Here is a 25,014-nt window from a genome sequence, read left to right on the forward strand (position 1 = left end):
TCACCTGCCTCTATGGGATCGCTACAAACCGAACCAGCCCGTCGGTAACGGCAGGTCTAGAAAATATCGAAATACGCCGACACTCACCCCAGCCATGATTAAACCGAACAAGAGACAGCGCCACCAAGCATACTGTCCGAGGTATCGAATTAAATAGACGACAATGATACAAGTTGCCATGCCAAATCCAAGATACTCTATTCCGGCAGCATAAGCACTGATCGCAAAAAACATCTTGCCAACGGCGGCTAGTTCTTTTGGATCAAAAACCTTCCGCTTTGGACTCGGCGAACGAAAAAATATATTCTGTATCAGCAAACTTACAGCCAATAGGTTCATCAATAGGCCAGCCCATAAGGGTAAAACGCCGGGTCCCATGGCAATACCTGGAATCGTTCGAGGTAATTGTTGTGCCGTAACAACGACAGCACCTGAGAGAACAAGTAACCCAAGACTTACGCCGATATTGGCGGCATACACGGCTGATGTCTCATCCTTTCTTCTATTAAATCGGTAGACCATAGGGGCGCTATGTTCGACTTATTGATATGCAAGGAGGAGCTCAATCGTTTGTTCCAATTTATTCTGTGAACCTCGGACATACCTTCCACGCGAAAAAGATAAATATTTTTATTTACTGTGCAATAAAACGTGGTCTTGTACGTCATTAGAATTAGAACAAATAAGGAGGCCTATCAATGACAGACCAACAAAAATGTGAAGAACAATTAACCAAAGCTTTTGAACTCATGTGGGGTAAATTTCCCGAACCGGTTATGCTGATTCATCGAAGCCGCACCGTCATTGCGGTCAATGAGTGCTGCAAGCAATACGGCGGTGTTCCTGGGACCAAATGCAATGCCGTCAACCCAGAAAAGCACAAAGGCTGTAAAGCCAACGTTGCGCTGGACAAGAATGAAGCCATCCGGCAAGATTCCCTTTCTGGAGAAACTAAAATCATAGGTTACTGGATTCCCCTGACCGGTGTGCCTGATTATTACGTACACTTTGGTATCGGGATGGTCGATAGCATCAAAGCTCAACAAACACCATCCCCTCAAGAGACTGGCGATCCTTCATCGAATTGCTGATTCTCAACCGGGTGTAGTTTATCTGGAGAAAACATCATGGATGGACAACAAAAACACATCGGCGAAGTGTTCCAACAAGAACAAAAAAACTTCATGCACTATGTCCGTCGCAAAGTTACTGGCATATCGGAAATGGACGCGGAAGACATCGTGGCCGAAGTGTTCTTCAACGTATTTAATCGTGCAGATCTAGAAATTCATGTCGAAAATCTAACAGCTTATCTGTATTGCTCCATAAGAAATAAGGTGGTTGATTTCCTGCGTAAGCCTAAACCGTCCATATCGCTCGATCAGATCGATGAGGCGACCGGCACGACCTTGTTGGAACGAATCATCGATCCCGACGCGGATATCCATGCAGTCTTGCATAAAAAGGAGGTTCAGGAGCGGCTGAATTCGGCTCTTTTAGAACTTGAACCGAATCAACGGAAAGTATGGATCGCCACCGAAATCGAAGGACGGAGCTTTAAAGAGCTAGCGGAGAAGTGGAACGAACCGCTCGGAACACTCTTATCCCGGAAAAGTAGAGCCTCTAAAGCCCTGAAAAAGATACTCGACAACCAAGACTAGGAGGGCTATGACTGAGTATGAATTGTCATCACGGTCACGGCAAAGGAAAAGCTACGTTAGTTCTGACCCATATCTTCGGCGGCATTTTAATGGCCGTTGCCATTAGCTTGCTCTTCGGTTTTTTCGTCATGGTCTTATGGAATCAGCTGATGCCAGACATTTTCGGATTAAAAACTATCACCTACTGGCAAGGAGCAGGACTCGTCATATTGTCTCGATTGCTTTTCGGGACTGCCGGGCACCCGAAACATGGGCATAAGCAAAAATGCACTCACAGAAATGTTACTGACCAGGATCCCTGTGTTTCCCATACAGCGGAAGGCGAACCACAAGTATAGTCAAGCCGGAAAAGGATTCCTTACCCTATTTCTGCACCACCGCCTTGAGTAATAACAAAGGCCCTTGGAGCGTTCAGTTCCTAGGGCCTTTTACTATCTAGTTGAATCTTTATGGAGAAGTAGCGTTATAGAATCGTCTTGATGAATCCTCAGATATAAGGTTCTACTGCGGGATTTCGACACAAACTATCTGCATCGGGATACACCGGCGGTCATGGGTGGGCTTTTCGGGGATCGTCTTCAGTCCGTATTTCATCCCCAACATTCCCGTCACCGCCAGGCAAAGAGCATCGATGACATCGTCCTTCATCTTACGCAACCTTGGATCTTCATTCATAATCTTTTCAACTCGGCTAGTCTTATCATAATAGCCTTTGAGTAAAGATAAGCGTTTTTCCCTACCTGCTTCCGTCCGTTTATTCTCCGAAATCGGTATTTTCTCTTCACCCTTAGCGTTCAGCATAGTAAAACACAATTCCGGATGACTTTCTAAGAGTCTGTTTTTATAAGAGGGGTTTCGCTCTAACCATAAATCGATTTCCTTGATTTTGCCGCAAATATTGAATGCTTGATGGCTGAGGCCTTTCCCCATGACTCGCCGATTTATAGCGTTTGCTTCAGAATAATCACGAGCGTACAGGGCCTGTCGACAAGGGACGCTGAACACGGAGGAAGCTCGGGTAGACAAAATTCGTCTCGCTGCCCCATCGGGTCGGATATCGCTCACATCTTCCGGAAGACCGATAGGCATATCAATGAGGATACAGTCACTCCCACCGTATTTCAAACAGATTGCTTCCACGCTTGGGAATAGATCCACCTCAACATCACCTTCGGTGATCGCTACGGCGATCCAACCTTCTTTGCAGCCATCGACCCCGACACAAGCGAACCCACCTTTTTCACCGGTTAACCGGCGGAAGAGGCGAAGAAACTCTTTTTCTACATCTATGAAATCTCGCTGTGAACAATCATGGTCCATCGTCTTCTCCGGGGGGATATCCGAGATCTCTATGCCCATCATCGCAGCAAATTCAAAGTGAAGGAGCGCATCATCGACCGCTTCTATCTGCTTGAGTTCTGCCTCTGATAAATCGCCTAGTCCGAACCGTTCGTAAATCAAACCTTGCAGCTTTTCTTCGACTCGAAAATACTCGGGTAGATTTCGTTTCACCGGCCGTGTCAGATCAGAGATATAGCTTTCACTGGCATCGTGCAGGAGGCAACCGAGCTGGACCCGCTCGGAATAGGAACGGCTTTGGGCTTCTTTGCAACAATTGATCGCGTGCTGAGCTACCGAGTAAAAGTGAGTAAAGTGCCCGTTCGCCCGGGTCATCAACGATAATGAATGAGCAATATCCACGATGTGAATATCGGCGAATACCGGCTCCAAGGGAAAAAACTTGGTTTTTGAATAGGTAAGAATGTAATCAGACATGGGTACCTCACAGAACGTTAATTAAATCTTTGAGCCATGAATTTCAGGTTTTGTGCTTCTGCTTTTTAAACTTGGGACTCAATATATGAACTCAATCTATGTTTTGGTTTCTTTTATATCTTATTCGTCTAACCACTTAATTCCTTTCTGCATGATTCATTTTAACTACCGAATGGCCCTCACTCGTTTTTGCACGTAAAAAGCGACATCGCAGCGAACGTCTTGTTCACTCCGATGTCGCTTTCAATTCATGCTCTTATCGCTCGAAGGGTCTCATTATCATTGCGGTCCAGAGCCTCAATAAGATCTTCAGCCAAAGCGAGTCCATGGATCACAAATAACATCTTATCTAAAACAATACGGAAGGGTTCATCCTGCGAATTTGCCTGCTCTAAAAAAAACGCTTCCGTTGCCGATCTAGGTAACTTTCTCTTTAAAACTCGCTTACACTTTTCTACCCACGTTTGAAAGGAAGGTATCTGGTATAAAAAGCAGTCCGGTAAATCCTTAACCAAAAGCGTCGTACTTAGTTCGTCTCCTTCTTTTGCGAGTTCTCGGAACATAACGCCACCGCCCCCCAAAATCTTCTTATCTCCCCCAACAGCATCGCACGCACCAGATCATTATTCTTCGCTTGTCCCACCCCCGATTTTTAAAAACAAAAAGAGGAACCTCAACGTACAAGGTTCCTCTCCAACTCTCCTGGAAGGTATCAACTTTTAAGATGATTTTAGCACAAACTATTCTCAAAAGTAAATAGTTTCTTACGCAAGCATAGAAGTTCTTTGAGCAACCGAGGTACCGTTCCGGCTTTTTGTACTCTACTCATAGCTTCACACGCTTTGTTAGTTCACAGGTACTGTATTTCATTTTTAATCTTTGGCCAAGATCTTGGTCACCTCGGCGATGTACATAGTATGATAGTCCTTTTGAGGATACCATTTCTCGCTCAGTTCTGCTTCGATAAAACATTCAGGTCGATACGCTTGGGCATAGAGCTTCTTGCAGAACAATGCCAGCTTGGCTTCTTGAAAATAGGGTGTTTTATCGGAGTAGAGAACCGTTAAATTTGCCTTTTTGATCTTATCTTCGTCTCTACCTGATACAGAGCCTAGATAGCCCAACTCTTTCTTGAAATCATTGGCAAAAAAGGTTAGGGAAAAGGTGTTGGCATTATCGACAAATTCTTTCGTATAGCGCTGAGGACGGAGAACGATAAAGGCCACATTTTTGCCCCACATAACTCCTAGGCCGCCCCAAGAGGCAGTCATCGTGTTGACTTTGCCCTCTTTCTCCGCGGTAACGAGCATCCACTCGGTTCCGATCATCCGAAAGGGACTTCTGTCCAGTCCCTCCGGTTTAATTTCGGTAAAATCTTCGTTCATCAAATCCCCACCTATTGTACAGAAGTCGGTATTCATACAATCCCGTTGTTCTTCACTTGGTTCTTTCGATTATGTTCCCTTCTGTCAGCTTCATTTGGCATGGCGAATCACTGCATAAAAGCGTGCTAAAGGGCTTCACGGGCTTCACGTAATCGGCCCACCTTTTAAGTATGCTTCATTAAGCAAGTATCTTCTACACAAACAGTTTTTATGCGTTTTAGCCGAACAGTTAACTTTTTATTATTCCTTTTCCGGTTCCAAGAGGCGCTTGTAATAAAAGCCTGTCGTGTATAGAGCTGCAGCTGGATTATGGCCGAGTACCCGATCTTTCGTGATCAGGGTCGTCACAGGTGCTTGGGAATATTTAATGAACAATGAATCGTGGCCGACACATAAGCCAATGATCACGTTTAGTTCGGTCTGCTCGCGGTTTAAGATTTCCGCTTGAAGCACTGGATTACAAAGGGCTTCAAAGCAACCGGTTTTCACTTTTTTCTCTTCGGGGACCCCGACTTCCGTCTTGTCTACACTCCCGACCTTGCAGATGACGCTGTAGGGCTCTAACCCTTTAGCCCGCAAGATTTTGACGAAGGTTTTCGCTTCCTCAATTAAACCAATACAGGTCGCAATCCCTATCTTCTTAGCGCCGATGTGCTTGGCGAAAGCGATGATCTCTTCGACTCGGGTGAGCTTTCCGTAATAGGTTCCTTCGATATCGGCAGCCGCATAGGCCAGTTTGGATACCCATTCATCCGTCCGATAGAGCTCTTTGATCCGCTCCAATTCATCCGCTTCGATCTCAGTGGTAAGACAAAAACGAGGAAACTCCTTATCCTGCCGGTAACAGTTAAACTGACCACAGTCGGAACAACTGAGCTTTTTGGTGTCCATCGTCATCGTAAAATCCTCCTCTTTCTTTTCACGCGGCCGTTTCTACTTTCATATGCTAGGTTAACCTTACCTTAGGCGTCATGTATGGGAGGGTAAAAATGAATAAAGATATTCATTCCAATCCCTATGATCATTCCGCTGCCTCCAAGGGACCGCAGACAATGATTGTCAAGAAGTGGGCAGATGTGAACGGAGATCATATCGCCGATCTGGTCTCCTTAGTGGGAACAAGTGCCGGAGATAGATCCGGTGCCTTTTCGAAAATCACGCTGGTGATTGAGGACGGATTGACGAAGGCTACTTATAAATATCCGCTACCTTTTAAAAACGGCTACACACCCATGCTGTTTCTCGGCGACTTCAACAAAGACCTGATCTCCGATATCCTCGTTAACATCTCCACAGGTGGAAGCGGCGGTCTCTTTTGGAACGCCTTATATTCGTTTCGCTATAACCAATTGACTTCCCTGTTTGATATAGAGAAATTTAACCAAGGTCTTCAACTTCAAGTGATTTATCGCGAGGATTACAGAGTGGTTGTCGCGTCAAGTGACCGCACTCAAACGGTGACACTCGACGTGAGTAACCGCAAAGAGTACTATACAGACATCTATTCACCGAACGGAAAGTTGCGTAAGCCCGTGAACGGTCAAGTCTTGCCCTTAGAAATCATTAATCCAATTGACCTAAACCGTGACGGAACATTTTCTTTGCTGGCCAATCAGCGAATTATCGGTATCGCTAATGCAGACACGCTAGGCTATGTACAGTCGACGTGGGATTGGTATGGAACCAGTTTTCGCTTGCGAAACTATAGCGTAGTGCTCTATCCCTTTTAGTCCATTTTCGTTTCCCTGTCTACGTTTGGCATTGCTTGCCGAGTGTACTCTATTATCTTCCGCTATAAATACAGGCTTACGCCCAATCCTATCAAGGTGGGCGTCTTTTTACGCCGTAATAACAAAAAAGGACCTCGCCGAACTTAGCGAGATCTTCCAATCATTCTAGTTTAATTTTTGTCTTAGATCTCCTTTTAACTCGGTAGACAGCCCCCTCAGTGTGGCCATCTCGTCTTCCAATAGTTTCGTAACTTCAATAGGAATGCGAATACCGGCTACCTCCACACTGTCAATGAACCCCTGAATATCTTGGGCAATCCTCTCGTACTGCACTTGAAGATCTTTGAGCTTCGATAATTGTTCAGCCTCACGGGCTTCACGGATTTCGCGCATACGTTCTGACAAGACATCTACCTCCCAAGACTAGGATGTCCAAAGGCGACTCGTTAACACCTGTCTTTTGGCGATAGGCATAAAAAAACGCCCATTCTGACTGTCTCATTCAACCAAAGGTTGAATGAGAAGTAAGAATGGGCAGTTAAGTTTTTGAAAGCTCTACGCTAAAGCTTCTACGTATTGTGCTGTGGATCTTTTATGGCTGTGGTGCAAACGGGATTTTTTAGGCCAGAATTCTACGCTAGATGTTCGATTTAGATAGGACGATCTATCGTGCCTCAACATGATAATCCTTCTCTGTAAAAACGCCTAACACAAAAAATGAAGCTTGCGCCCGTACTAGGAGTTGTTCTTCATGATAAATTTCCCCGACTGCTCGCATGATGGTTTTCCCGTTGCTGACAACCTCGCCGACGGCAGTTAAGATGCTTCCTTGGGTTACATTTTTTATGTAACTAACGTTCATATCGATCGTAACGACACGTTTGCCCAAGGTTAAGCAGGAGACTCCCATGGCCACGTCCGAAATCGAGGCCAACGTACCGCCATGTACGGATCCGTATATGTTGCGATGATGTTCGTTCATTTGTACTTGATAGATAACTATTCCTTCTGCCAGTTCGACAACCTCGAGTCCAAGAAAATTTTCGAGGATAGGCGTCTGATATTTTTCCTGTAGATAGTTGCGTACCCATGAAAGGTGTTCTTGCGTCAATCGAAAGCCCCCAGTCCACTTTTGGATCTATAGTATCATAAATTACATTTTTTCCAAAATACCAGCCCCACACAATTCGCTGGTACCCTTGTACTCATAAAAAAAGGATAGAAGCAACTCAAATCCTTCGTTAATCTTATCGATATTTTCACCGTTATTTTTTAAAAACACCGATCACATCAGAAGTGATTTGTTCGTCTAACGAACCATCTCGGATCATGCCCATAAGGATCTCTGAACTTTCCCTATGAGTCATCGCCTTTCGATAGGGCCTGTTTTCGGTAAGCGCTTGATAGACATCGAGGCAAGCGATCAGGCGTGAATTAAAGTCTAGCTCTGTTCCCTTTTTGCCGTAAGGATAGCCTTTCCCGTTAAGTTTCTCATGGTGGTTTGAGGCCCATTCCATGATATCCTCAAACCCTTGAATCTCCTGCAAGCTTAACCTCGTATAATAAGAATGCTGCTTGATCGCATCAAACTCTTCCTCGTCGAGCCTTCCGGGTTTATCGAGTATCGCATTGCTGACAGCAAGTTTCCCGATGTCATGTAAGTCTGCCGCGATGATCAGCTTATATATTTCATCATCAGGCTTCTTGTAATACTCCCCCATCTTAGCGACCTTATCAGCAAGTTCACTGGAATGAACCTGCGTAAAGGTAGATTTGGCGTCAATGATCTTCGAAAAGACCCTCGTAATATTATGTAGCTGCGCAAAAGTCATCTCGACACTGAAGTTGGGAATATTTCTTTGCAGCGATGCGTGGATAAATTCATCTTTCAAGTCAAGCCAAAAATGGGGTGTTTGACTCACGTCGATAAAGGCATTGACTATTTTCGGTGAAAACGTCGACATTTCTTGCGATTTCACATAATCCTGGATTCTGCGTTTTTCCGCAATGGTGACCTTATTTAAGGAAGTATTCAGTTCCACCGTATCGGCGAGTTTGATGATCTGGGCCATAACGGGAATATCGTCACCTTTGATCTGAAAAAAGCCGGTACCGTCGTAGTTTTCGTGATGGTACTTGATTACATTGCGAACGTCCGTAAGAAAAGGGTAATCCCTTACGTTCTCTTCTCCCTTGAGACCGTGCTCTTGTTTGCTTTCGATCGATTGTAAGGAACTCATCGGTTCGCTTTTTAGTTTATCGTGGAGTATCTTTTCACTTGCTCCATTATCGTGCAGAATCGATAACGATACGATATCAAAGATTTCTCTTTGCGACATCCCCAGTTTCTCGGCCATACGCATCGACATGTATGCGACTCTTTTGGAGTGATTCGTTACGATCCCGAAGATGTCCATCTCGACAAAGTCTAAGGCAAAAGACAGGGCGATCAAAAATTCGTTAAGATTAAAGCGCATCTACGGTCTGCCTCCATCAACCGAGTAATCCATAATTGCCCTGATTATATCACGGAGAGATCTAAAGGTAAATGAAAATCAATATCATTAAAATATAACTGCCCATTCTCACCGGCTCCATGTAGTGAAGTTAGGAATTCCGTGAGTATGAGCAGTTTGGCTCGTGGTTATTTCTTAGGACCAACGGGTGATAAACCTTTTAGTGTGACAACCGTCGGGGTTGTACAGGGGCTATACGATCGTCTCCTCTAGCTCTATCCATTTGGATTTCTGAAAGTGCTCAACTTGAGACTCGGGAATTTGAAAATAGTTGGCCACCTCAGCATTGGTCACATCATTTAAAAACTTTCTTCGATGTAACCGGCCAAACTTTTTGGCATTATACATACCCCAAGTATACATAATGATGAAATTAATCAACGCCAGGATAACATTAATGGTAAAAACTCTTATCGTACCCTGAATATTTTCGTCCGTAAACAACTCGGAATGAAACAGTTTTATATTAAAATACCAAAGCAACAAGGACGCAATCAGTTGTACCGAAAAGAAAAAAATATAGCTCCAGCCAAGTGAGGTCAAGACGCCTTCGAGCAGCTTCCTCAGCTTATTTTGTTTCCCGTCAATAATCACTAGGTCCCTAACCCCCTATCGGGGCTGTCCCATACGGCAAATTGATGCTTGTTTTTCTTAAATAGGGCTTTCGGTAAAGCCCTGACGACAACCAAAGCGTTAAAATACCAGTAAATAATGGGGTACCATATGGCCCATAAATAGTACTTTCTTAGATTCGCGTCGTATTCACCATCGATGAACATAGCCACGCCAAACTGGATGAGACATATGAGAGCCAAGTAGGAACCAGACCAGAATACAGGCGCATAGTAAAAATTCGTTTTAATCATGTTAACCACTATGAGTAATGTCGTAATTATCCATGACAAAGACCAGAAAATACTGAGCAGCTCTTCAATATAAATCGGTATCAATCTCCGCTGGCGCCAATCTAAAAAGATATCCCGATGTTTTATGAGAACTTCAATGCCGCCCTGGGCCCAGCGCACCCTCTGTTTCCAGTATCCTGATAAGGTCTCTGGCACTAACATCCAACACAAGGCTCTCGGTTCGTACCGCACGTCCCAAAAACGTCTCTGCAGTTTCCACGTTACCCCGATGTCTTCCGTGATCATATCCCTATCCCACATCCCGCAATCGAGAAGCGCCCTTTTTCGAAAGGCGACAATAACTCCGGAAACGGTCATGATTTTGCCCAGGATGCGTTGCGACCGCTTGATTAACCCGATGATACTTGAAAACTCGCACAACTGAACTCTAGCTAAAAGGGAACTGCGGTTTCGAACTCTCGGATTGCCGGTTACGGCACCAACCCGCTCTCCGTAGTTCGGGGTGGTAAAGTGGGGTACCATGAAATTTAAGGCATCTGGATCCAAGATCGAATCCGCATCTAGACCTAATATGATTTCTCCCTTTGAGGCGATCAGGCCCAAATACAAGGCATTCGCTTTGCCAGAATTCTTTTTGAGATGGATCACTCTCAGCTTTTCATATTTATCATGTAAGTCCCGCAGCACTTTTTCAGTTTCATCGGTACTGCCGTCATTGATGGCGATGACCTCAACATTAGGATAATTAATTTGATGAAGGTGAAAGACGGTTTCTTCGATTGTTTTCGACTCATTGTAACAAGGGATTAAAATAGAAACCAGCGGTGTTACCGTCAATTCGGGCGGGCGGCGCTTTTCCCTGCGAAAATAGAATAATAAGCCGCCGATGATCCAGGTCATGCTCATTATAAGAGGGTACCAAAAAACATAACTTGTTATTATTGTAATAAAACTCCTCAAGCTTTTTGTCCCTCCTAATTAGCCTAGCATAATCAAAGGAAATTAACATTGTAATCTTGACGTTAATATAGTAATTATTTAACATTTCGAAACGATACATTTTTTAATTAAATTAAGTATTAATCCTAACAAGTACGCTTTTCTTGTATAGTTACAAAAGCTCCGTCATAAAAAAGTGGTAGGTTGTTCATTGTTTTCAAACGAACAACCTACCACTTTCAACTTATACTCTTTTTATTTTTTTGCAGTTTCAACCAATCGTTCCACACCGTTGCTAAAGGTATATTCATGATCTGTTGAGGCTTCCTCAATGTCTCCAAATGCCCAGTTCGATGGATCTACATCCGGCCAAGTATCAGTCTGAACCTCAGTAAGGGGTCCCCGATTTAGCATTCTATTGATAAGAGTGACAGCTTCGCCACGAGTTACGTTTGTCTTCGGATGAAACGTTCCATCAGGATATCCTTTTATCACCCCTATAGAACTAGCCGCATTTATCGATTTCTTTGCCCAACCGTCCTCTACATCGATAAACGAACCACGATTTCCATCGGGGAGATGCCTTACTCGTGAAACTAGGCTTGCCATCTCCTCACGGGAAATTGGTTGGTTTGGACGGAATGTTCCATCGGGGTACCCGTTCATATATCCCGCTTTTGTTACGGCTAAAATAGCTTTTGTTCCCCAATATGACTTTGAGATGTCATTGTATTGAACATCATCAGAAATAACATTATAAAGGTTTAGCGTTCGGTACAAGATCATGGCGAGATCAGCGCGGATGGCTGCTTTTGCGGGTTTAAATTCCCCATCCGGGTAGCCGTTTATATACTTCTGATGCTCACCGTTTTGCAGTTTTGGGTTGACGTCTACAGACACTGTCTGAGATTTGGCACTTTCAAATCTCATGTCGCCATTGTAAACAGCTGTGATGCTGTGAGTACCTACTCCCAATTCCGAGGTAGTAAATACCACCATACCATTTTGCAACTTAACGGCATCGCTCAGTTGAACTTCACCGTCCATAAAAGTTACAAATCCACTGGCATTCTTTCCAATTACGGTTGCAGTAATAACAAGTGAATCACCGACATATATTGATCTCTTTGAAGTTGTTATGGTAATAGCGGCGTTTTCTTTCGGTGAAGAACTTCCACTACCCGAATTACTTGAAGATCTGTGCTCCCCCGTCAAATTGAAATTTAGCGACACTAGGTTCTGCCCAACGTGAATAATGCCATCTCTAATGAAACTATCAGAACCGTCAGTCGCAGGTGCATTTGGTTTCGTATCGAGTGTGCTATAAGGTTTATAGGCATCCTTCGTGGCTATGACATAATAATCTCCATTTGGGTAGACCATCCACGCATATTCCCCTGCGGAATTCGTCACTTGCGGGTTATGGTTAAGATTTGGAGCGAAATTGGGGAGTTCCGGAAGGTTTACCATCGTGTTTGGTATGTGATGATTTTGTCGGTTTAGAGCTGTATCTGCCCAGTATAGTTTTACCGTCACACCACTCACTGGTTGGTGATTGTCGGAATCCGTTACAATTCCATATGGGTCTATCAGAGAATAAACAATACTCATTTCACCATCTTGATTCACGCTAACGAGAGATGTCGGACCGGCTAATGTTTCACCGTTCGGTCCAGTAATTTGATAGATAATTTGATAGGTCCCTCTTTGGACGTTGTTGACTTCAAAATTACCATTCTCGTCTATAGGAAAGCTAGGTAATTCTATGTTATCCGAAAGGGATTTTAATTTGACGCTAACATGCCCTATACCAAACAAATCGCTCAACGTTGATGTGGGTAGTGGAGAATCAGAATTCGAGCTCGCTACAAGTAATTGACCGCTAATTTTATTCGTAGAATCGACGGTCTTCTCAGACCCATCCAATTGTCCTACACTTGCTGTTTGGGTTGAATTAAGTAGTACGATTTTATCTCCAATTTTCACAGGGGTTTGAATATTCAAAGTATAGATCCAATTTCCTCTAGGTACGTAGACCTCGTAAGAACCATCGGAATCTGTAAAAGTTGTCGATGAGAAATCAGTAACACCATCGTTGTTAAAGTCGGCCGTAAGTGAAACCGTTGCACCTTCAACTGGTTTTCCTGATACTTGGTCGACTACAACCCCTTTAACCATCGCTGGCATAAAACGAATGTTGATACTTTTCTCAACTTGTAAATTGTTACGTTCTATATCTGTGGCTCTAACCGTTAGTGAATCTAAAACTGGTGTTACACTCTGTATATTCGGTGCTTTAAACGTATATTTTGCAATACCCAGACTATCGGTCGAGATCAAGTTGTTATAAACTGGGTATTTTGTAAAGTTGAACTCCACCGGAACTCCTTCCACAGAGCTATTACTCGTAGCGGTAAGTTTTGCGGTAATGGAAACAACTGAATTACCGTCTCCAACAATGGTATCAGGGGATACTTGCAAATCCAAAACAAAGCCAGGTTCCATACTAGAAACGAATACTTGGGTAAAAACGGTTATTCCCTCATAACTAATTGTGATAACCGCATTACCTTGAGAAACTGCCTGTATGTTTCCAAAGGTGTCAACAGTAACTATATTTTCGTTAGACGATCGATACGTAGCCTTTGTAGTAACATCTTGTACACTTTGGTCCGAGTAGATAGCCGTAACCGTAGTTGAATGTTTAGTACCAACGGTTAAGGAATACTTGTACTCATCAACGGTCAATTGGTAAATTTCCTTAGCTGGAACAACGGTTGTAAACGTTTTATCCGAGCCATAGCTGGTTCCCTGGTTGTTTGTTGCGTAGGCCCGGTAATGGTATGTAGTCGCCGGTTCTAGTCCCGTTAGGTTCACGGTAAATGTGCCGATCGCCGCTGAAGACGCGGCTACCTTGGTATCGCTCGTGCTCGGATCTGTCTGGGTAGAAACGACAATTCCCCGCTCCGTAATGGTTGCGTTTCCGTCTGACGTAACGTTCCCGCCCACTGTGGCTCCCATGGCCGTCACGTTGCTCACCGTACTATCGGTGGTCACGGTCGGAACACTCTGCGGATTACTGGCTGGGGCTGTCGTAAATGCTTGGTCGGCACCGTAGCTGGTTCCCTGGCTGTTTGTCGCGTAGGCCCGGTAATGATATGTTGTCGCCGGTTCTAGTCCCGTCAGGTTCACGGTAAATGTGCCGGTCACTGCGGAGGACGCGGTTACCTTAGTATCGCTCGTGCTCGGCTCTGTCTGGGTAGAAACGACGACTCCCCGTTCCGTAATCGTTGCGTTTCCGTCTGACGTGACGTTCCCGCCCACTGTGGCTCCCGTGGCCGTCACGTTGCTCACCGTACTATCGGTGGTCACGGTCGGAACACTCTGCGGATTACTGGCTGGGGCTGTCGTAAATGTTTGGTCGGCTCCGTAGCTGGTTCCCTGGCTGTTTGTTGCGTAGGCCCGGTAATGATATGTCGTCGCTGGTTCTAGTCCCGTCAGGTTCACGGTAAATGTGCCGGTCGCTGCCGAAGACGCGGCTACCTTGGTATCGCTTGTGCTCGGATCTGTCTGGGTAGAAACGACGATTCCCCGTTCCATAATCGTTGCGTTTCCGTCTGACGTGACGTTCCCGCCCACTGTGGCTCCCGTGGCCGTCACGTTGCTCACCGTACTATCGGTGGTCACGGTCGGAACTCCTACAGATGCATTGACTACGAGATTTCCGGAAACTTCTGAGTAACAACCAGAAGAAGTATCCTTGGCCATTATGGTAACGGGATAGATTCCATTGCTAAGACGTGACGTTATAAGTGCCGCCCATGTATTGTTCGAAGAATTCAGCGTCGCATTATAAGAAGAATTACTAACAGTAACTAAAACTTGATCCGCATTCTTAAAGGAACCTGTTACAGTCGGTGTGCTGGAACTCGAAGATAATGAGGCAGAGTCGATCGATACGCTTGGTAATCCGTATGTAGGAATTGAGTTTGGTTTTACTTGTGCAACGTTTAGTTGAGAAAAGACAATACCATTTGAGTCTTGAATTGCTGAGTTAATCATAAAATCCTTATTTATTTTTTGTAAGGTTGTAGACGTTCCAAAAAACAACTTGATAGAAGTAGTAGCTGTTATTCCGTAGTTAGATAAATATGATATAGGAACTTGATAATCCAAGTAATACTCACCCGTAGTCGGATCTTGTGTTACTCTCGTATACAAGGAATCATTGGCGGGAACATCATAAACTTTGGTTTCATTAGTGGCATTAGGTGCTATAACATAAACTTCGTCAGTTTGTTTTCCAGCTACACCTACAGTTACTTTGTGTGTATTTGAAGAGGCATCTGCTAGTTCAACTTGCCAGTATCCTCCACTACTATTAAAGGAACCGTTGTTTCCGCCTGAAGTATAGCGAGGATTACCCCTCAGCCTAAAACGAAAAAACATGTTGGAACCATCGGATGCTAAATAAACACTTGATAGGTTATTACTAATACCACTAGTTAAATCTACTCCGTCGGGACTTTCATCATGGGGGTCGCAAATGATTGAACCATCGGTAAGTGTATAAGGCACCCATACGGTTGGCCAAATACCTGGCGAGGATGGAGAACTAGCAAAGGACGCTACAGGTATAAAATGAAATAGGTAAATAATTAAAAAGACAGTCGTGCTAATTTTATAGGTTAAATTTCTAAAATACATCTCCCGATCCCCTTCTTTTTCAAACCCATATTTGAGAAACCGATGATACCGTTTTACAGAAATGTTCCTTCATACCCCCTTTTGGCTATCCTATACAATAATCCTTAAGACAAACCCACTATCCGATTTGAATGTCATTTAAATAACCACTTTTTTATTCTACTTTTCTCATTTTATCTCGACATTTCTCGATATCTTGCATTCTATTTTTCTTAGCTAGATTTTTTATTTCTCTTCAACTCCTGCACCGCAGCTAAGTACTTTCTCTGTAACCATACCTTTTTCGCTTCCGCCCAATGCCAACCGTCTTCCTCCAGATAGTCCCCTCCATATAAACTTACCGCTTGCTCTAAAAAAGCGCGGTCATGGCTTTCCTCCGCTTTTTTTATCAAGTCTTCAAACTGTTCCACATCGATAATGACGTCCTTCAGACGGAGCATATAGCTGTTTCCGCTGTATTCAATGGATAAATGATCGGCATACCTGATCAAGAATGTTTTCCGAATCGCATGGATCGACGTCTGTAAATTCACCAGCGCCTTTTGCGGATCCGAATCGGGCCAGAGAAGCTCACATAGCTTCTCCTTGTGAACGGGTTGTTCCTTTTTATCTAACAGATACGCAAACAGTTCGGCAGCTTTTTGCCTGTTCCACTTGATCAGATGGTCTCCCATCCGTATGGCAAACTTTCCAAACATGGTGATCGTGAGTGTATCTCTATTCACAGGTACGACCGGGATGTCTTCCTTTGGGACATGGAACTCATCCAATTTAGCCTTCATCTTATCCAGGGCTTTAAACAACCGTTCCTCACGGATGGGCTTTAATATGTAATCAATCGCATTCACCTCAAACGCTTCCGTTGCGTAATGATTGTAAGCGGTAATAAAGGCGACGCCGATCTGTGGATACAGAGCAAGCAGTTTCTCCGCTAGATCAAGCCCGTTCATTTCGGGCATCTCGATATCGAGCAAAGCCACCTGAAAGGGGCTTTGCTTTGCTTTTTCTAACGCTTCCAAGGGGTTGCTGCATAACTCATACGTGTCAAATCTTCCGAACTTGTTTAGATAAGCGCCTATTTCAAGAAGGGAATCCGGCTCGTCATCAACGATTAATATATTCATGCATCCATAACCTCCGTCTCCCTGAAGGGAACAGCAAATTCCACGGTCGTTCCTTTTTCCAGTTGACTGGTAATTTTCAGGCCCCTACCATAGAGGGCTAACAGCCTTCGGTGAATGTTCTTCATCCCCACACTGCCTTGTTTTCCTTCCTTGGAGAAAATGACGGCAAGCAGTTTTTCTTCCATACCTACGCCGTTGTCACAGACAGACACTTTGATATCATCCGCTTCTCGATGGACAGAAACGGATACGCGTCCCCCTTCGATACGGGTCATGATCCCATGCCGAACCGCATTTTCTACGAGCGGCTGAATGGATAACATCGGGATGGCGATGTCGATATCTTCCTCTACCAGGATTTCGACGGTCAGCCTTTGCTTGAACCGTGCCTGTTCAATCGCTAGATAGGCACGAACCAGCTCCAGTTCTTTCATTAAATTCGTCATGCCTTCATTGCTTTCAAAGTCAAAACTGCTCCGCAAGTAATCAGATAAGTCGAGGACAAGCTCTTTAGCCTTATTCGGCTCTCGAATACTGAGAGAGGCAATGACATTTAAGGCATTGAAGATAAAATGAGGTTTCATTTGTGCCTGGAGAAACATCAACTCACTGGATACTTTATTGCTGACCAGCCTTTTTAACTGCACCAAGGTCTTCACGCGTACGCGCAGTTCTCCAGCATCAAAGGGTTTGGGGAGATATTCGTTTGCCCCCATCGAAAAAACGATTTCCAGATCTTCTTGCCGCGCTCTGGCGGTAAGAACGAGTACCGGCAAATCCACATAGGAATACTTGTCCCGCAACGACTCTAACACTTCAAAGCCGGTCATTCCCGGCATCATCAAATCCAAGATAAGCAATTCATAGGCAGCGCCATGTTTGAGCAGATCTAAAACCTCTTGTCCCCGCGTGACTGCTTTGATGCTGTATCCTTCTAACGCTAAAATGTTGACAATGGCTTGTAAATTCGCCGGATCATCGTCGACAACTAAAATCCGAAAACCGTTGCTTCCCTGGATTTCCACCGGGGCTGTGCCCATCTGTCTCGGTAGGTCAGGAGCAGCCAGCTCGACCGACGACTCTGTGTTCGGCGCGGTTTCTTGGGCCACCGGTAATGTAAAGGAAAAAGTCGACCCTCGATGCAATTCCGAAGTAGCCCATATTTTACCGCCATGAAGTTCTACAAGCTTTTGGGTGATGGATAATCCTAGGCCTGTTCCATAGTACAATCGCGAATCTTGGTGATGAATTTGCACGAACGCTTCAAAGATAAAGGGTAACTCTTCTTGCTCGATACCGATTCCCGTATCCTCGACGGAAATCTCCATCCCGTCAGGATGGCATCGAGCCCGGATGACGATGGAACCCTTTTCGGTAAACTTGATCGCATTGCCGATTACATTGTAAAGGATCTGGATCAGGCGCTTTTCGTCGGCTAACACAGGCGGAAGATTTGAAGCGATTTCGATATGTAGCTCTATCTCTTTATCTTTGATCAAAAACAGCAAGACCGAACTGACCTTAGATACGGTTGTATACAAGTCGACAGGCTTTAGGTCGAGCTTAATTTCTCCTTGTTTTAGTTTTGAGATCTCTAAGATATCGTTGATCATATGGTACAGGCGGTTTCCCGCCGCTTTGACTATCGTTAGGCTTTCCTTCTGAGCGTGGGTAAGGTTGTTTTTGCCCTCCTCCAAGACGGATTGAGTGATATTGATAATTCCGTTGAGAGGAGTCCGAAGTTCATGGGATGTGTTCAATAAAAACTCATCTTTGAGCTTGTCCAGTTTGATGAGTTTTTCCGACATCTGTTGAAGTGAACTATTTGCTTCGATCAAATTGCTCTCTGCTTTGATCCGTTTCATCCGATTAATTAAAAGAAGCACGATCAACAGGGCTTGTAGGATAAGCAAGATAATTCCGCTGACAATATAATCTCCGTACTGCTCCCAAAAGGAGGTCTCTTGAAATTCGATCTTGCTCTCGGCAGGTAACTGATTCCGTTTTATTCCCCATTGTTTTAACTGGCGGTGATCGAAAGCATACTTATGATATACAGGAGGGGGAAAGATATCGTCCGGAGGTTTTATACGGGTCAACTCATCAAGTACCCGTAACGCAGCGTACTGCCCTAGCTTTTCAAAATCAAAGACATATCCTCCAACAATACCATACCCGAGATACTGCACGTCGGTACCAAATACAGGCACCGTGGTTTCTTGGCATATCGTTTGCAGGACTTCGATAGGCGCATACTTTTTTCCATCCACATCGGTCATCCAATGAAAATACAAGATTGCGGAGTCGTCATCAGCTTTTTTCAGGCGTTGAAGCATCTGTTTATAGGGCAGTTGATTGACAAAAACGAACTTTGATTGCCCTTTATACTTCTCGAGAATTCCGTCGATATGGGGCTCGATCGGATCGGGAGTCACCATGTAGATGGTTTTCGTATCCGGCTTCGTTTGCAGAATGAGTTGAATGTTTTTATCGATATCTGTCGCGCGGGGATTTCCCATACGCACTAAGGGATCCTCATCGGCCGGTCCCTCGTCTTTTTTGACATCGATACTAATGGATACCCCCGGAAAAACGTCGTTTCCGTATTTCGATAAAAAGGGCCGCAGGTTCGCTTTAGCGGTCACAAAATCTGGCTCACGACGGGCATATTTCGCTTGGAGATAGTGGGCTACGTTTTCTAAGTACTCCTCATCATTGGGGTGACGAGCCAAATCAAGATACTCATAGGAATAGATAAATTTATATTGAGCATTTTTTTCGATCGTGCGCTTAAACCCCTCGTTAAACAACTGATGGGCTGGATCATCGGGGGTAAAGGCGTGCAAAAATAATACTTGCTTTTCCGGTAACTCTTCGGCATGAACGACGGTAGCAGGTACAATAAGCGCGATAAACAAAAGCCATAAAATAGGTATATAGGGCTTTTTGAAACAAAAAAACTTCAACATGTATAATACTCACCCAATTTCCGTAACGTCGTTCTGCCACATATATTCTTCAAGAAGGGAGTCTTATCCTTGATGGACCTCTCTTTCGAATTCCCGTAAGGGGTGGCCTATGAGCACGCCTTTCCGTCGGTTTACGCCGTAATGGATGATACTTCAACATCGTCTTTGATACCCGATGGGGCCGAAGAACCGAAGACGATACGGTTTTTCCCTGATTTTTTGGCGTGATAAAGTCTGCTGTCGGCCACCCTGAGCATCTCCTCGGCAGAAGTATAGGATGGATCGAACTCCTCAATCCCACCGCTGATCGTAACCATTCCATGGGGACTTTGCCGATGAACGATCTGCAGACCTTTAATCGCCTGAAGAATTCGATCTGCCACCTCTTTGGCGATCATCAAGTTGGCATGGCTAAAAATCACAACAAACTCTTCCCCGCCATAACGAAATACACGATCTTCTGCCCGAATATTTTCCTTAATCGTGTTCGCGATGCTCTTTAAGACTTGGTCTCCCTCAGCATGACCGTAGGTGTCATTGAAGTTCTTAAAAAAATCGATATCGACCATCATGATCGAAAACGTTCCTAAATCGTCCTTCCCGTCGGTAAAGATCCGTGTCATGCTGCGATCGAAGGAGCGGCGATTATGGATCCCTGTAAGGCCATCCAACAAGCTCATCTCTACCAAATCAGCATTGACCTGCTCTAGGGCTTTCGTTCGTTCTTCCACAATTCTTTCTAAGTTTTCCTGAGCATCGCGGATGTTGGTAGCCATTTCCACAAATCTGGTAGACAGTAAGCCAATTTCATTATCCAATTGCACCGGTAATGTAATCGTTTGCTCCGCCACCGCTTGATACTCCCCTCGACCGATAGCCTCGGCAGCAAGGGTCAACTGTTTCAAGGGTTTTTCTGCTTGATAGCGCATCACATAGTACACGATAAAAAGGATGATCGTGAGAATCATCATGCCTTCGGTAAAGATTCTTATCGCCGCTGCGTGGGCTGCCTCCCGAATAATCTTCATGGGAAAGACCCGAACGAGCAACCACTCGGGACCTTCAAACTGGCCCACAGCCAGGTAGCAGTCATAGGCATTATTTTTAATGATCTTAACTTCCGAGAGATTCCCCTTGGTTTCTTCTTGAATTAGTCTATAGGCTTCCTTTATAAAAGGACTGTTGATTTTGTCTAAGGATAACTGTCCCACCCATTTTTGATCGTCCGTAGGATCGCTCGGATGGGCGACCAGATACCCATCTTTCCGAATGATGAAGTTGTAGGTTCCATCGTTGTTGTTTTCGACGATTTTATCGACTAAATCAGTCAGATATATGTCGTGACCGGGTGTGATCAAGTGCCGATCTCCCTCATCCAAGGGAGCCATGTAGGTAACCATCCACTTTTTCGCCGTCTCATCGTAGTAAAGACCAGACCAAATCGCTTTCCGTTCTGGATTCTCTTTTTTATTGACAGCTCGAATGACGCCCAGTTCGTTCATGGGCAGGTCGGCCCGGGCATGCAAGCCCCACGGCTCCACGGGGTAGAAAAGGGTGATGGCGTTCTCTGGATAAGCCACATGCACATTGGCAAAACGATTCACCCATGCCGGGCCCATTCGAGACAAGACCCTGCCGGCCAGGATGAGCCGTCGTTGAAAATCGGGATCCTTCGCGCTTTGGTTGTTTCCGATGAAGCTGGACAACCCGTAGATATAGCCGCCATCCTTCGTATAGAAACCATCAAAGTACTCTCGTTTCATCCGCGTAGCACCTTGATTATCGACAAAGTAATAAGACCAGAATTCCTGTTCCGATACCTTGATGTCAGATTGATAGAGTTTTAAGAACTCCTGGGAAAAAACGTCGAGGTTGTCTTTGGCCAGCCTAAAGATCTCACTTTCTGTTCGAACGTGTTCCGAAACATAGACGGTGAGTTCCTCCAGCCTTTCTTCCGTCTCCCGGTGGTAGGCATTATAGTACGAGATCAAAGAGACCACCGTTACGATTGCAATAGACATGAGAAAGATCTTAACAAGGATGCCCTTTATAAGTGATAGAGGCTGGTAACGATTTTCGACATTCTGTGGTTTCACGATAATGTTCACCTCGGTCACGTCAATGATCGATCTGTCTCTTTGATGACTCATGAATAAGGGTATCATCCGACTCTGACAAAACTCTTACAATTGAGTCAAGCGAACGCGTAAAAACGGCCTTTTTGTTAAAATATCTTCATATATCACTACTTTTGATTTGTTTTCGCTCTATGTTGAAGACTTTACTTTGATACTTCCAACAGCCGGATCTTTGGCAAGCAATCTTTAAATAAAAAAGCGACCTCGCCCGTGATGGCAAGATCGCTCTGGAAGTTTAATTTGGATTTGGAATTTCCCTGTAGTTACCGAAAAAGAGTTTAATCTTATCGACCAAACTGTTGCGGTTACATCGCCACCGGTGTTTTCGAACTACCGGCTGCTTTTTCGTATTCTTCCATTACTGCCTTAAAAATAATGTCGCGAAATTCTTGATGAATCGGATGCACAATGTCGAGATAACTTCCGTTTGGCACCTTTTTACTCGGCATCGCAACAAAATCTCCTGTCTTTCCCGCGATTACCTTTATGTCATGAATAACAAACATTTCGTCGATAGTGACAGATGCGATAGCCTTTACGGCCCCTTCGCGGGTGATCTTTCTGATTCTAACACTGATATCCATTCGCTACAACTCCCTATAGCATCTTTTTGTACTCATCGGTTCAATTTTACCCTATTTGTTCGGGTAGTCAATACTTGTTTAATGTTTTTATAGCTTTAGAGAGAATTATCTTTTTCTAGGCGTTTTTTCATCCCGGGTCACCTATTTTGAGATGATTCGAAAAGCCACAAAAAGAGTATTGTGGAAAATAAAAACTTAACGTATAATTACGACGTAACTTTAAGTAAAATTTTAGCCAATGAGGGCTCTCGAAAACGAGATACGTTTCCGAGCCTTTTTTATTTTTAAGTAGACGACAAATCGGTAATCCTTGCATCCAGCTACATGTTTCAAAGTATAAAACCTTAAACATGTATAAGGTTTTACCTTGTAGGCAAAGGAACTAAATGGTAGAATAAAATTGACACTCGGTATTTACCTTGTCTACATAGCACCCTTATTTATTTGTGCAGATGATTTTAGAAGAGTTTTTTTGATTTAAGTCTTGGATTGTGACATACCAGTATTATTATTGCAAAATAAGTGTATTAGATGGAGATGAGGGAAATGACAATCCGAAGCAGTACATCCAGCGTCGATGATTTACTAGAAGCTTTTCAAAAAACACTACCCTATTTTCAAAAAGTTCTTCCACTTGATTGTATGTTCGCAGTTACAGACAAGGAAAAGTTTTTGTATTATTTACCTGGCGAGGAAATTGATACAAAAACCGTAGCAGGAAGTCCATTGCCTCCGTCAGGGGGCGCCAGTCAATGTTTAGACACAGGTACAGAAATCGTGCTCACGATTCCTAAAGATGTTTGGGGCATCCCTGTTAAGTCTTCAAACGTACCCATTAGGGACGAAAGCGGAAATATTATTGGTACATTAAGTCTAGGGCTAAGTCTCGCTAATCAACAAGTTCTTGAAGCGGCGGCACAAATGATTGCATCGACCTCCGAAGAAATTTCGGCGACGACAGAAGAAATCGCTTCTTCTGCAACTACCTTATCTCACGAATTATTAGACTTGAAAAATCTCGCCGAAAAGGTTCAATCAAATATTAAGCAAACTGATACCATTCTATCGTTCATAAGACAAATCGCATCCAAATCCAATCTTCTCGGGTTAAATGCTTCCATTGAGGCGGCACGGGTAGGAGAACAAGGTAAAGGATTCGCGGTCGTGGCTGAGGAAATCAGGAAGATGGCTACTAATAGTGAGAAATCGGTAAAAGATGCCGATAAAATCCTTTCCGAGATAAAGCAATCTTTGAATTTAATCGACGAGAAAATAAGCAATACGGCTGTGTTAGGAGAACGACAAGCTGCAGCGACAGAGGAAATATCGGCATCGATGGAAGAGTTAGCTTCGTCAGCCACAGAAATTGATAAAATAGCTCAGATTATCTAAACATACCTTATCGTCTATCCCATTAGCTGTTTTACTCATCGAGAATAAAACTAGCTTATGACCTTACCAAAATCGGCAAGGTCATTTTTTATCTAATAAAAGCTCGGAGACCGTCGGTATTACATACCAAGCTTACACATGAACAAAATGCTTGTGTAAATATTTGGGTTTTATTTCGTACATTATAGTAAATCCTCAATATTTAAAGAGGAGGCTTATTTATGCAAAATCGTTCTGATTCTAACGTGCTCGGAATTGATGTATCCAGCTATCAGGGAACAAATATTGACTGGAACCAAGTAAGAGAAGCTGGTATCTCTTTTGCCTACGTAAAAGCTACCGAAGGTTGTAGAACCAGCGATCAGTGTTTCCAATTGAATGTGAACAACTCACAAACAGCCGGGGTACTTGTTGGCGCCTATCACTACGCCCATCCAGAGCAAAACTCCGCTGAGGATGAAGCGGCTCACTTCCTTGAAGCACTGAACTCGGTCAATCTAAATCTATGGCCCGTGCTAGACCTCGAGTCACCACCGCAGAAGAATTCAACTCTAAGTGGTGACTACCTGGCCGAATGGTCTCGGACATTTATCAATATTGTGTCCAGTTCGACTGGGGGAAAGGTGATCCTATATACAGGAAAATGGTATATCGATATGTATGAGGTTGATGGCTTGTCTGACCTACCCCTATGGATAAGTCACTATTCCTCCTACCCACCGCCAGACTTTGCGGGCTGGGCAGAGTGGCTCATTTGGCAATATACCGATAAAGGAACCGTAAATGGAATCTCGGGACAGGTAGATATGAATGTCGTCACATCACTAGAGGCATTGCAAATCTATCTAAAGAAAAAAGTACAAATCAACGGAAAGCCATGGATGGACGGTATCGTCGTAGGCGTAGATACTTACGTAGTCTGGACGGCACTTAAGGAGGTTAAGACACCTTTCATATATAAAGGCAACGGTCTGATGAATGTGAATGGTGTAGATGTTCAGGGAGTTGTGTACAACGGTGACACATATCTACCTTGGATGTGTCTTTCTAAGAATGTCCAAGCCGTACCGATCGATGGCGGTTGGAACTTCGTTGTTTCATAGATAATTGCTGTACCGTATTATATTCATACGATAATATGTTACAACGTTGAGATAATCTTTGGGAATAAAAGCAAGCCAATCATCCAGTTGTAAAACTGTGTAATTTGATTTCAGCGACGATACG

21 protein-coding genes are annotated in these 25,014 nt (G+C 44.1%); 6 read left to right on the plus strand and 15 right to left on the minus strand.

What is annotated here, in order from left to right; all coding sequences use genetic code 11:
* Window positions 1–21 precede the first annotated feature (21 nt).
* Entirely contained in the window at window positions 22–480 is a 459-nt protein-coding gene (locus GJ688_RS04650; RefSeq protein WP_170291664.1) for a tripartite tricarboxylate transporter TctB family protein, read from the minus strand.
* 218 nt (window positions 481–698) lie between these two features.
* On the opposite strand from GJ688_RS04650, the gene GJ688_RS04655 reads away from it, so the two are divergent.
* The 3 genes from GJ688_RS04655 to GJ688_RS04665 are packed head-to-tail and all read left to right on the plus strand — an operon-like array spanning window position 699 to window position 1,999.
* Window positions 699–1,091: a hypothetical protein gene (locus GJ688_RS04655; protein WP_207708756.1), complete on the plus strand. Its 393-nt coding sequence runs from the start codon at window positions 699–701 to the stop codon at window positions 1,089–1,091.
* Window positions 1,092–1,127: 36 nt separating this feature from the next.
* The gene (locus tag GJ688_RS04660) at window positions 1,128–1,661 is read left to right on the plus strand and encodes an RNA polymerase sigma factor (protein ID WP_155475381.1); all 534 of its coding nucleotides are present in this window, start codon (window positions 1,128–1,130) and stop codon (window positions 1,659–1,661) included.
* Between the two features lie 17 nt (window positions 1,662–1,678).
* On the plus strand, window positions 1,679–1,999 hold the full coding sequence (locus GJ688_RS04665) for a hypothetical protein (RefSeq protein WP_155475382.1): 321 nt from the start codon (window positions 1,679–1,681) through the stop codon (window positions 1,997–1,999).
* 163 nt (window positions 2,000–2,162) lie between these two features.
* Here GJ688_RS04665 and GJ688_RS21265 read toward each other — a convergent pair whose 3' ends face one another.
* The 4 genes from GJ688_RS21265 to GJ688_RS04685 form a co-directional block, all read right to left on the minus strand.
* Window positions 2,163–3,437 (minus strand): DUF429 domain-containing protein, encoded by a 1,275-nt coding sequence (locus GJ688_RS21265; RefSeq protein ID WP_155475383.1) that lies wholly within the window; start codon window positions 3,435–3,437, stop codon window positions 2,163–2,165.
* Window positions 3,438–3,685: 248 nt separating this feature from the next.
* Window positions 3,686–4,000 (minus strand): hypothetical protein, encoded by a 315-nt coding sequence (locus GJ688_RS04675; RefSeq protein WP_155475384.1) that lies wholly within the window; start codon window positions 3,998–4,000, stop codon window positions 3,686–3,688.
* A 309-nt stretch (window positions 4,001–4,309) separates the two neighbouring features.
* On the minus strand, window positions 4,310–4,822 hold the full coding sequence (locus GJ688_RS04680) for a flavin reductase (protein ID WP_155475385.1): 513 nt from the start codon (window positions 4,820–4,822) through the stop codon (window positions 4,310–4,312).
* 240 nt (window positions 4,823–5,062) lie between these two features.
* Window positions 5,063–5,719 carry a DUF1847 domain-containing protein gene (locus tag GJ688_RS04685; protein ID WP_155475386.1) on the minus strand — a complete coding sequence of 219 codons (657 nt, stop codon included), beginning with the start codon at window positions 5,717–5,719 and terminating at the stop codon, window positions 5,063–5,065.
* A gap of 92 nt (window positions 5,720–5,811) precedes the next feature.
* Here GJ688_RS04685 and GJ688_RS04690 point away from each other — a divergent pair, with 92 nt between their 5' ends.
* Window positions 5,812–6,552 (plus strand): VCBS repeat-containing protein, encoded by a 741-nt coding sequence (locus tag GJ688_RS04690; RefSeq protein WP_155475387.1) that lies wholly within the window; start codon window positions 5,812–5,814, stop codon window positions 6,550–6,552.
* A 165-nt stretch (window positions 6,553–6,717) separates the two neighbouring features.
* Here the strand turns inward: GJ688_RS04690 and GJ688_RS04695 are convergent, their stop codons facing one another.
* The 10 genes from GJ688_RS04695 to spoVG form a co-directional block, all read right to left on the minus strand.
* Entirely contained in the window at window positions 6,718–6,957 is a 240-nt protein-coding gene (locus GJ688_RS04695) for a hypothetical protein (protein WP_155475388.1), read from the minus strand.
* Window positions 6,958–7,216: 259 nt separating this feature from the next.
* Window positions 7,217–7,663: a PaaI family thioesterase gene (locus GJ688_RS04700; RefSeq protein WP_155475389.1), complete on the minus strand. Its 447-nt coding sequence runs from the start codon at window positions 7,661–7,663 to the stop codon at window positions 7,217–7,219.
* A gap of 154 nt (window positions 7,664–7,817) precedes the next feature.
* The gene (locus GJ688_RS04705; RefSeq protein ID WP_155475390.1) at window positions 7,818–9,029 is read right to left on the minus strand and encodes an HD-GYP domain-containing protein; all 1,212 of its coding nucleotides are present in this window, start codon (window positions 9,027–9,029) and stop codon (window positions 7,818–7,820) included.
* A 231-nt stretch (window positions 9,030–9,260) separates the two neighbouring features.
* On the minus strand, window positions 9,261–9,662 hold the full coding sequence (gene pgaD, locus GJ688_RS04710; RefSeq protein ID WP_155475391.1) for a poly-beta-1,6-N-acetyl-D-glucosamine biosynthesis protein PgaD: 402 nt from the start codon (window positions 9,660–9,662) through the stop codon (window positions 9,261–9,263).
* Complete coding sequence (gene pgaC / locus GJ688_RS04715; protein WP_155475392.1) at window positions 9,662–10,894, minus strand: poly-beta-1,6-N-acetyl-D-glucosamine synthase; 1,233 nt, start codon at window positions 10,892–10,894, stop codon at window positions 9,662–9,664. Before pgaC ends, pgaD begins: the two co-directional genes overlap by 1 nt.
* A 234-nt stretch (window positions 10,895–11,128) precedes the next feature.
* A complete protein-coding gene (locus GJ688_RS04720) occupies window positions 11,129–15,580 on the minus strand; it encodes an S-layer homology domain-containing protein (protein WP_155475393.1) in 4,452 nt (1,483 codons plus the stop codon).
* 212 nt (window positions 15,581–15,792) lie between these two features.
* Window positions 15,793–16,704, minus strand: coding sequence for a response regulator (locus GJ688_RS04725; RefSeq protein WP_155475394.1), 912 nt, complete (start codon window positions 16,702–16,704; stop codon window positions 15,793–15,795).
* The gene (locus GJ688_RS04730) at window positions 16,701–19,673 is read right to left on the minus strand and encodes an ATP-binding protein (protein ID WP_155475395.1); all 2,973 of its coding nucleotides are present in this window, start codon (window positions 19,671–19,673) and stop codon (window positions 16,701–16,703) included. Before GJ688_RS04730 ends, GJ688_RS04725 begins: the two co-directional genes overlap by 4 nt.
* A 131-nt stretch (window positions 19,674–19,804) precedes the next feature.
* On the minus strand, window positions 19,805–21,823 hold the full coding sequence (locus GJ688_RS04735; RefSeq protein WP_170291665.1) for a sensor domain-containing diguanylate cyclase: 2,019 nt from the start codon (window positions 21,821–21,823) through the stop codon (window positions 19,805–19,807).
* A gap of 293 nt (window positions 21,824–22,116) precedes the next feature.
* Window positions 22,117–22,395, minus strand: a complete 279-nt coding sequence (spoVG, locus tag GJ688_RS04740) for a septation regulator SpoVG (protein WP_155475397.1) — start codon at window positions 22,393–22,395, stop codon at window positions 22,117–22,119.
* Between the two features lie 546 nt (window positions 22,396–22,941).
* Here spoVG and GJ688_RS04745 point away from each other — a divergent pair.
* Together GJ688_RS04745 and GJ688_RS04750 are read left to right on the plus strand one after the other, a co-directional pair.
* Window positions 22,942–23,787: a methyl-accepting chemotaxis protein gene (locus tag GJ688_RS04745; protein ID WP_170291666.1), complete on the plus strand. Its 846-nt coding sequence runs from the start codon at window positions 22,942–22,944 to the stop codon at window positions 23,785–23,787.
* A 221-nt stretch (window positions 23,788–24,008) separates the two neighbouring features.
* Window positions 24,009–24,890 (plus strand): glycoside hydrolase family 25 protein, encoded by an 882-nt coding sequence (locus tag GJ688_RS04750; RefSeq protein ID WP_155475399.1) that lies wholly within the window; start codon window positions 24,009–24,011, stop codon window positions 24,888–24,890.
* Window positions 24,891–25,014: the final 124 nt, after the last annotated feature.

This window comes from Heliobacterium mobile, from assembly GCF_009720735.1.
In the GTDB taxonomy this organism is placed as follows: domain Bacteria; phylum Bacillota; class Desulfitobacteriia; order Heliobacteriales; family Heliobacteriaceae; genus Heliobacterium; species Heliobacterium mobile.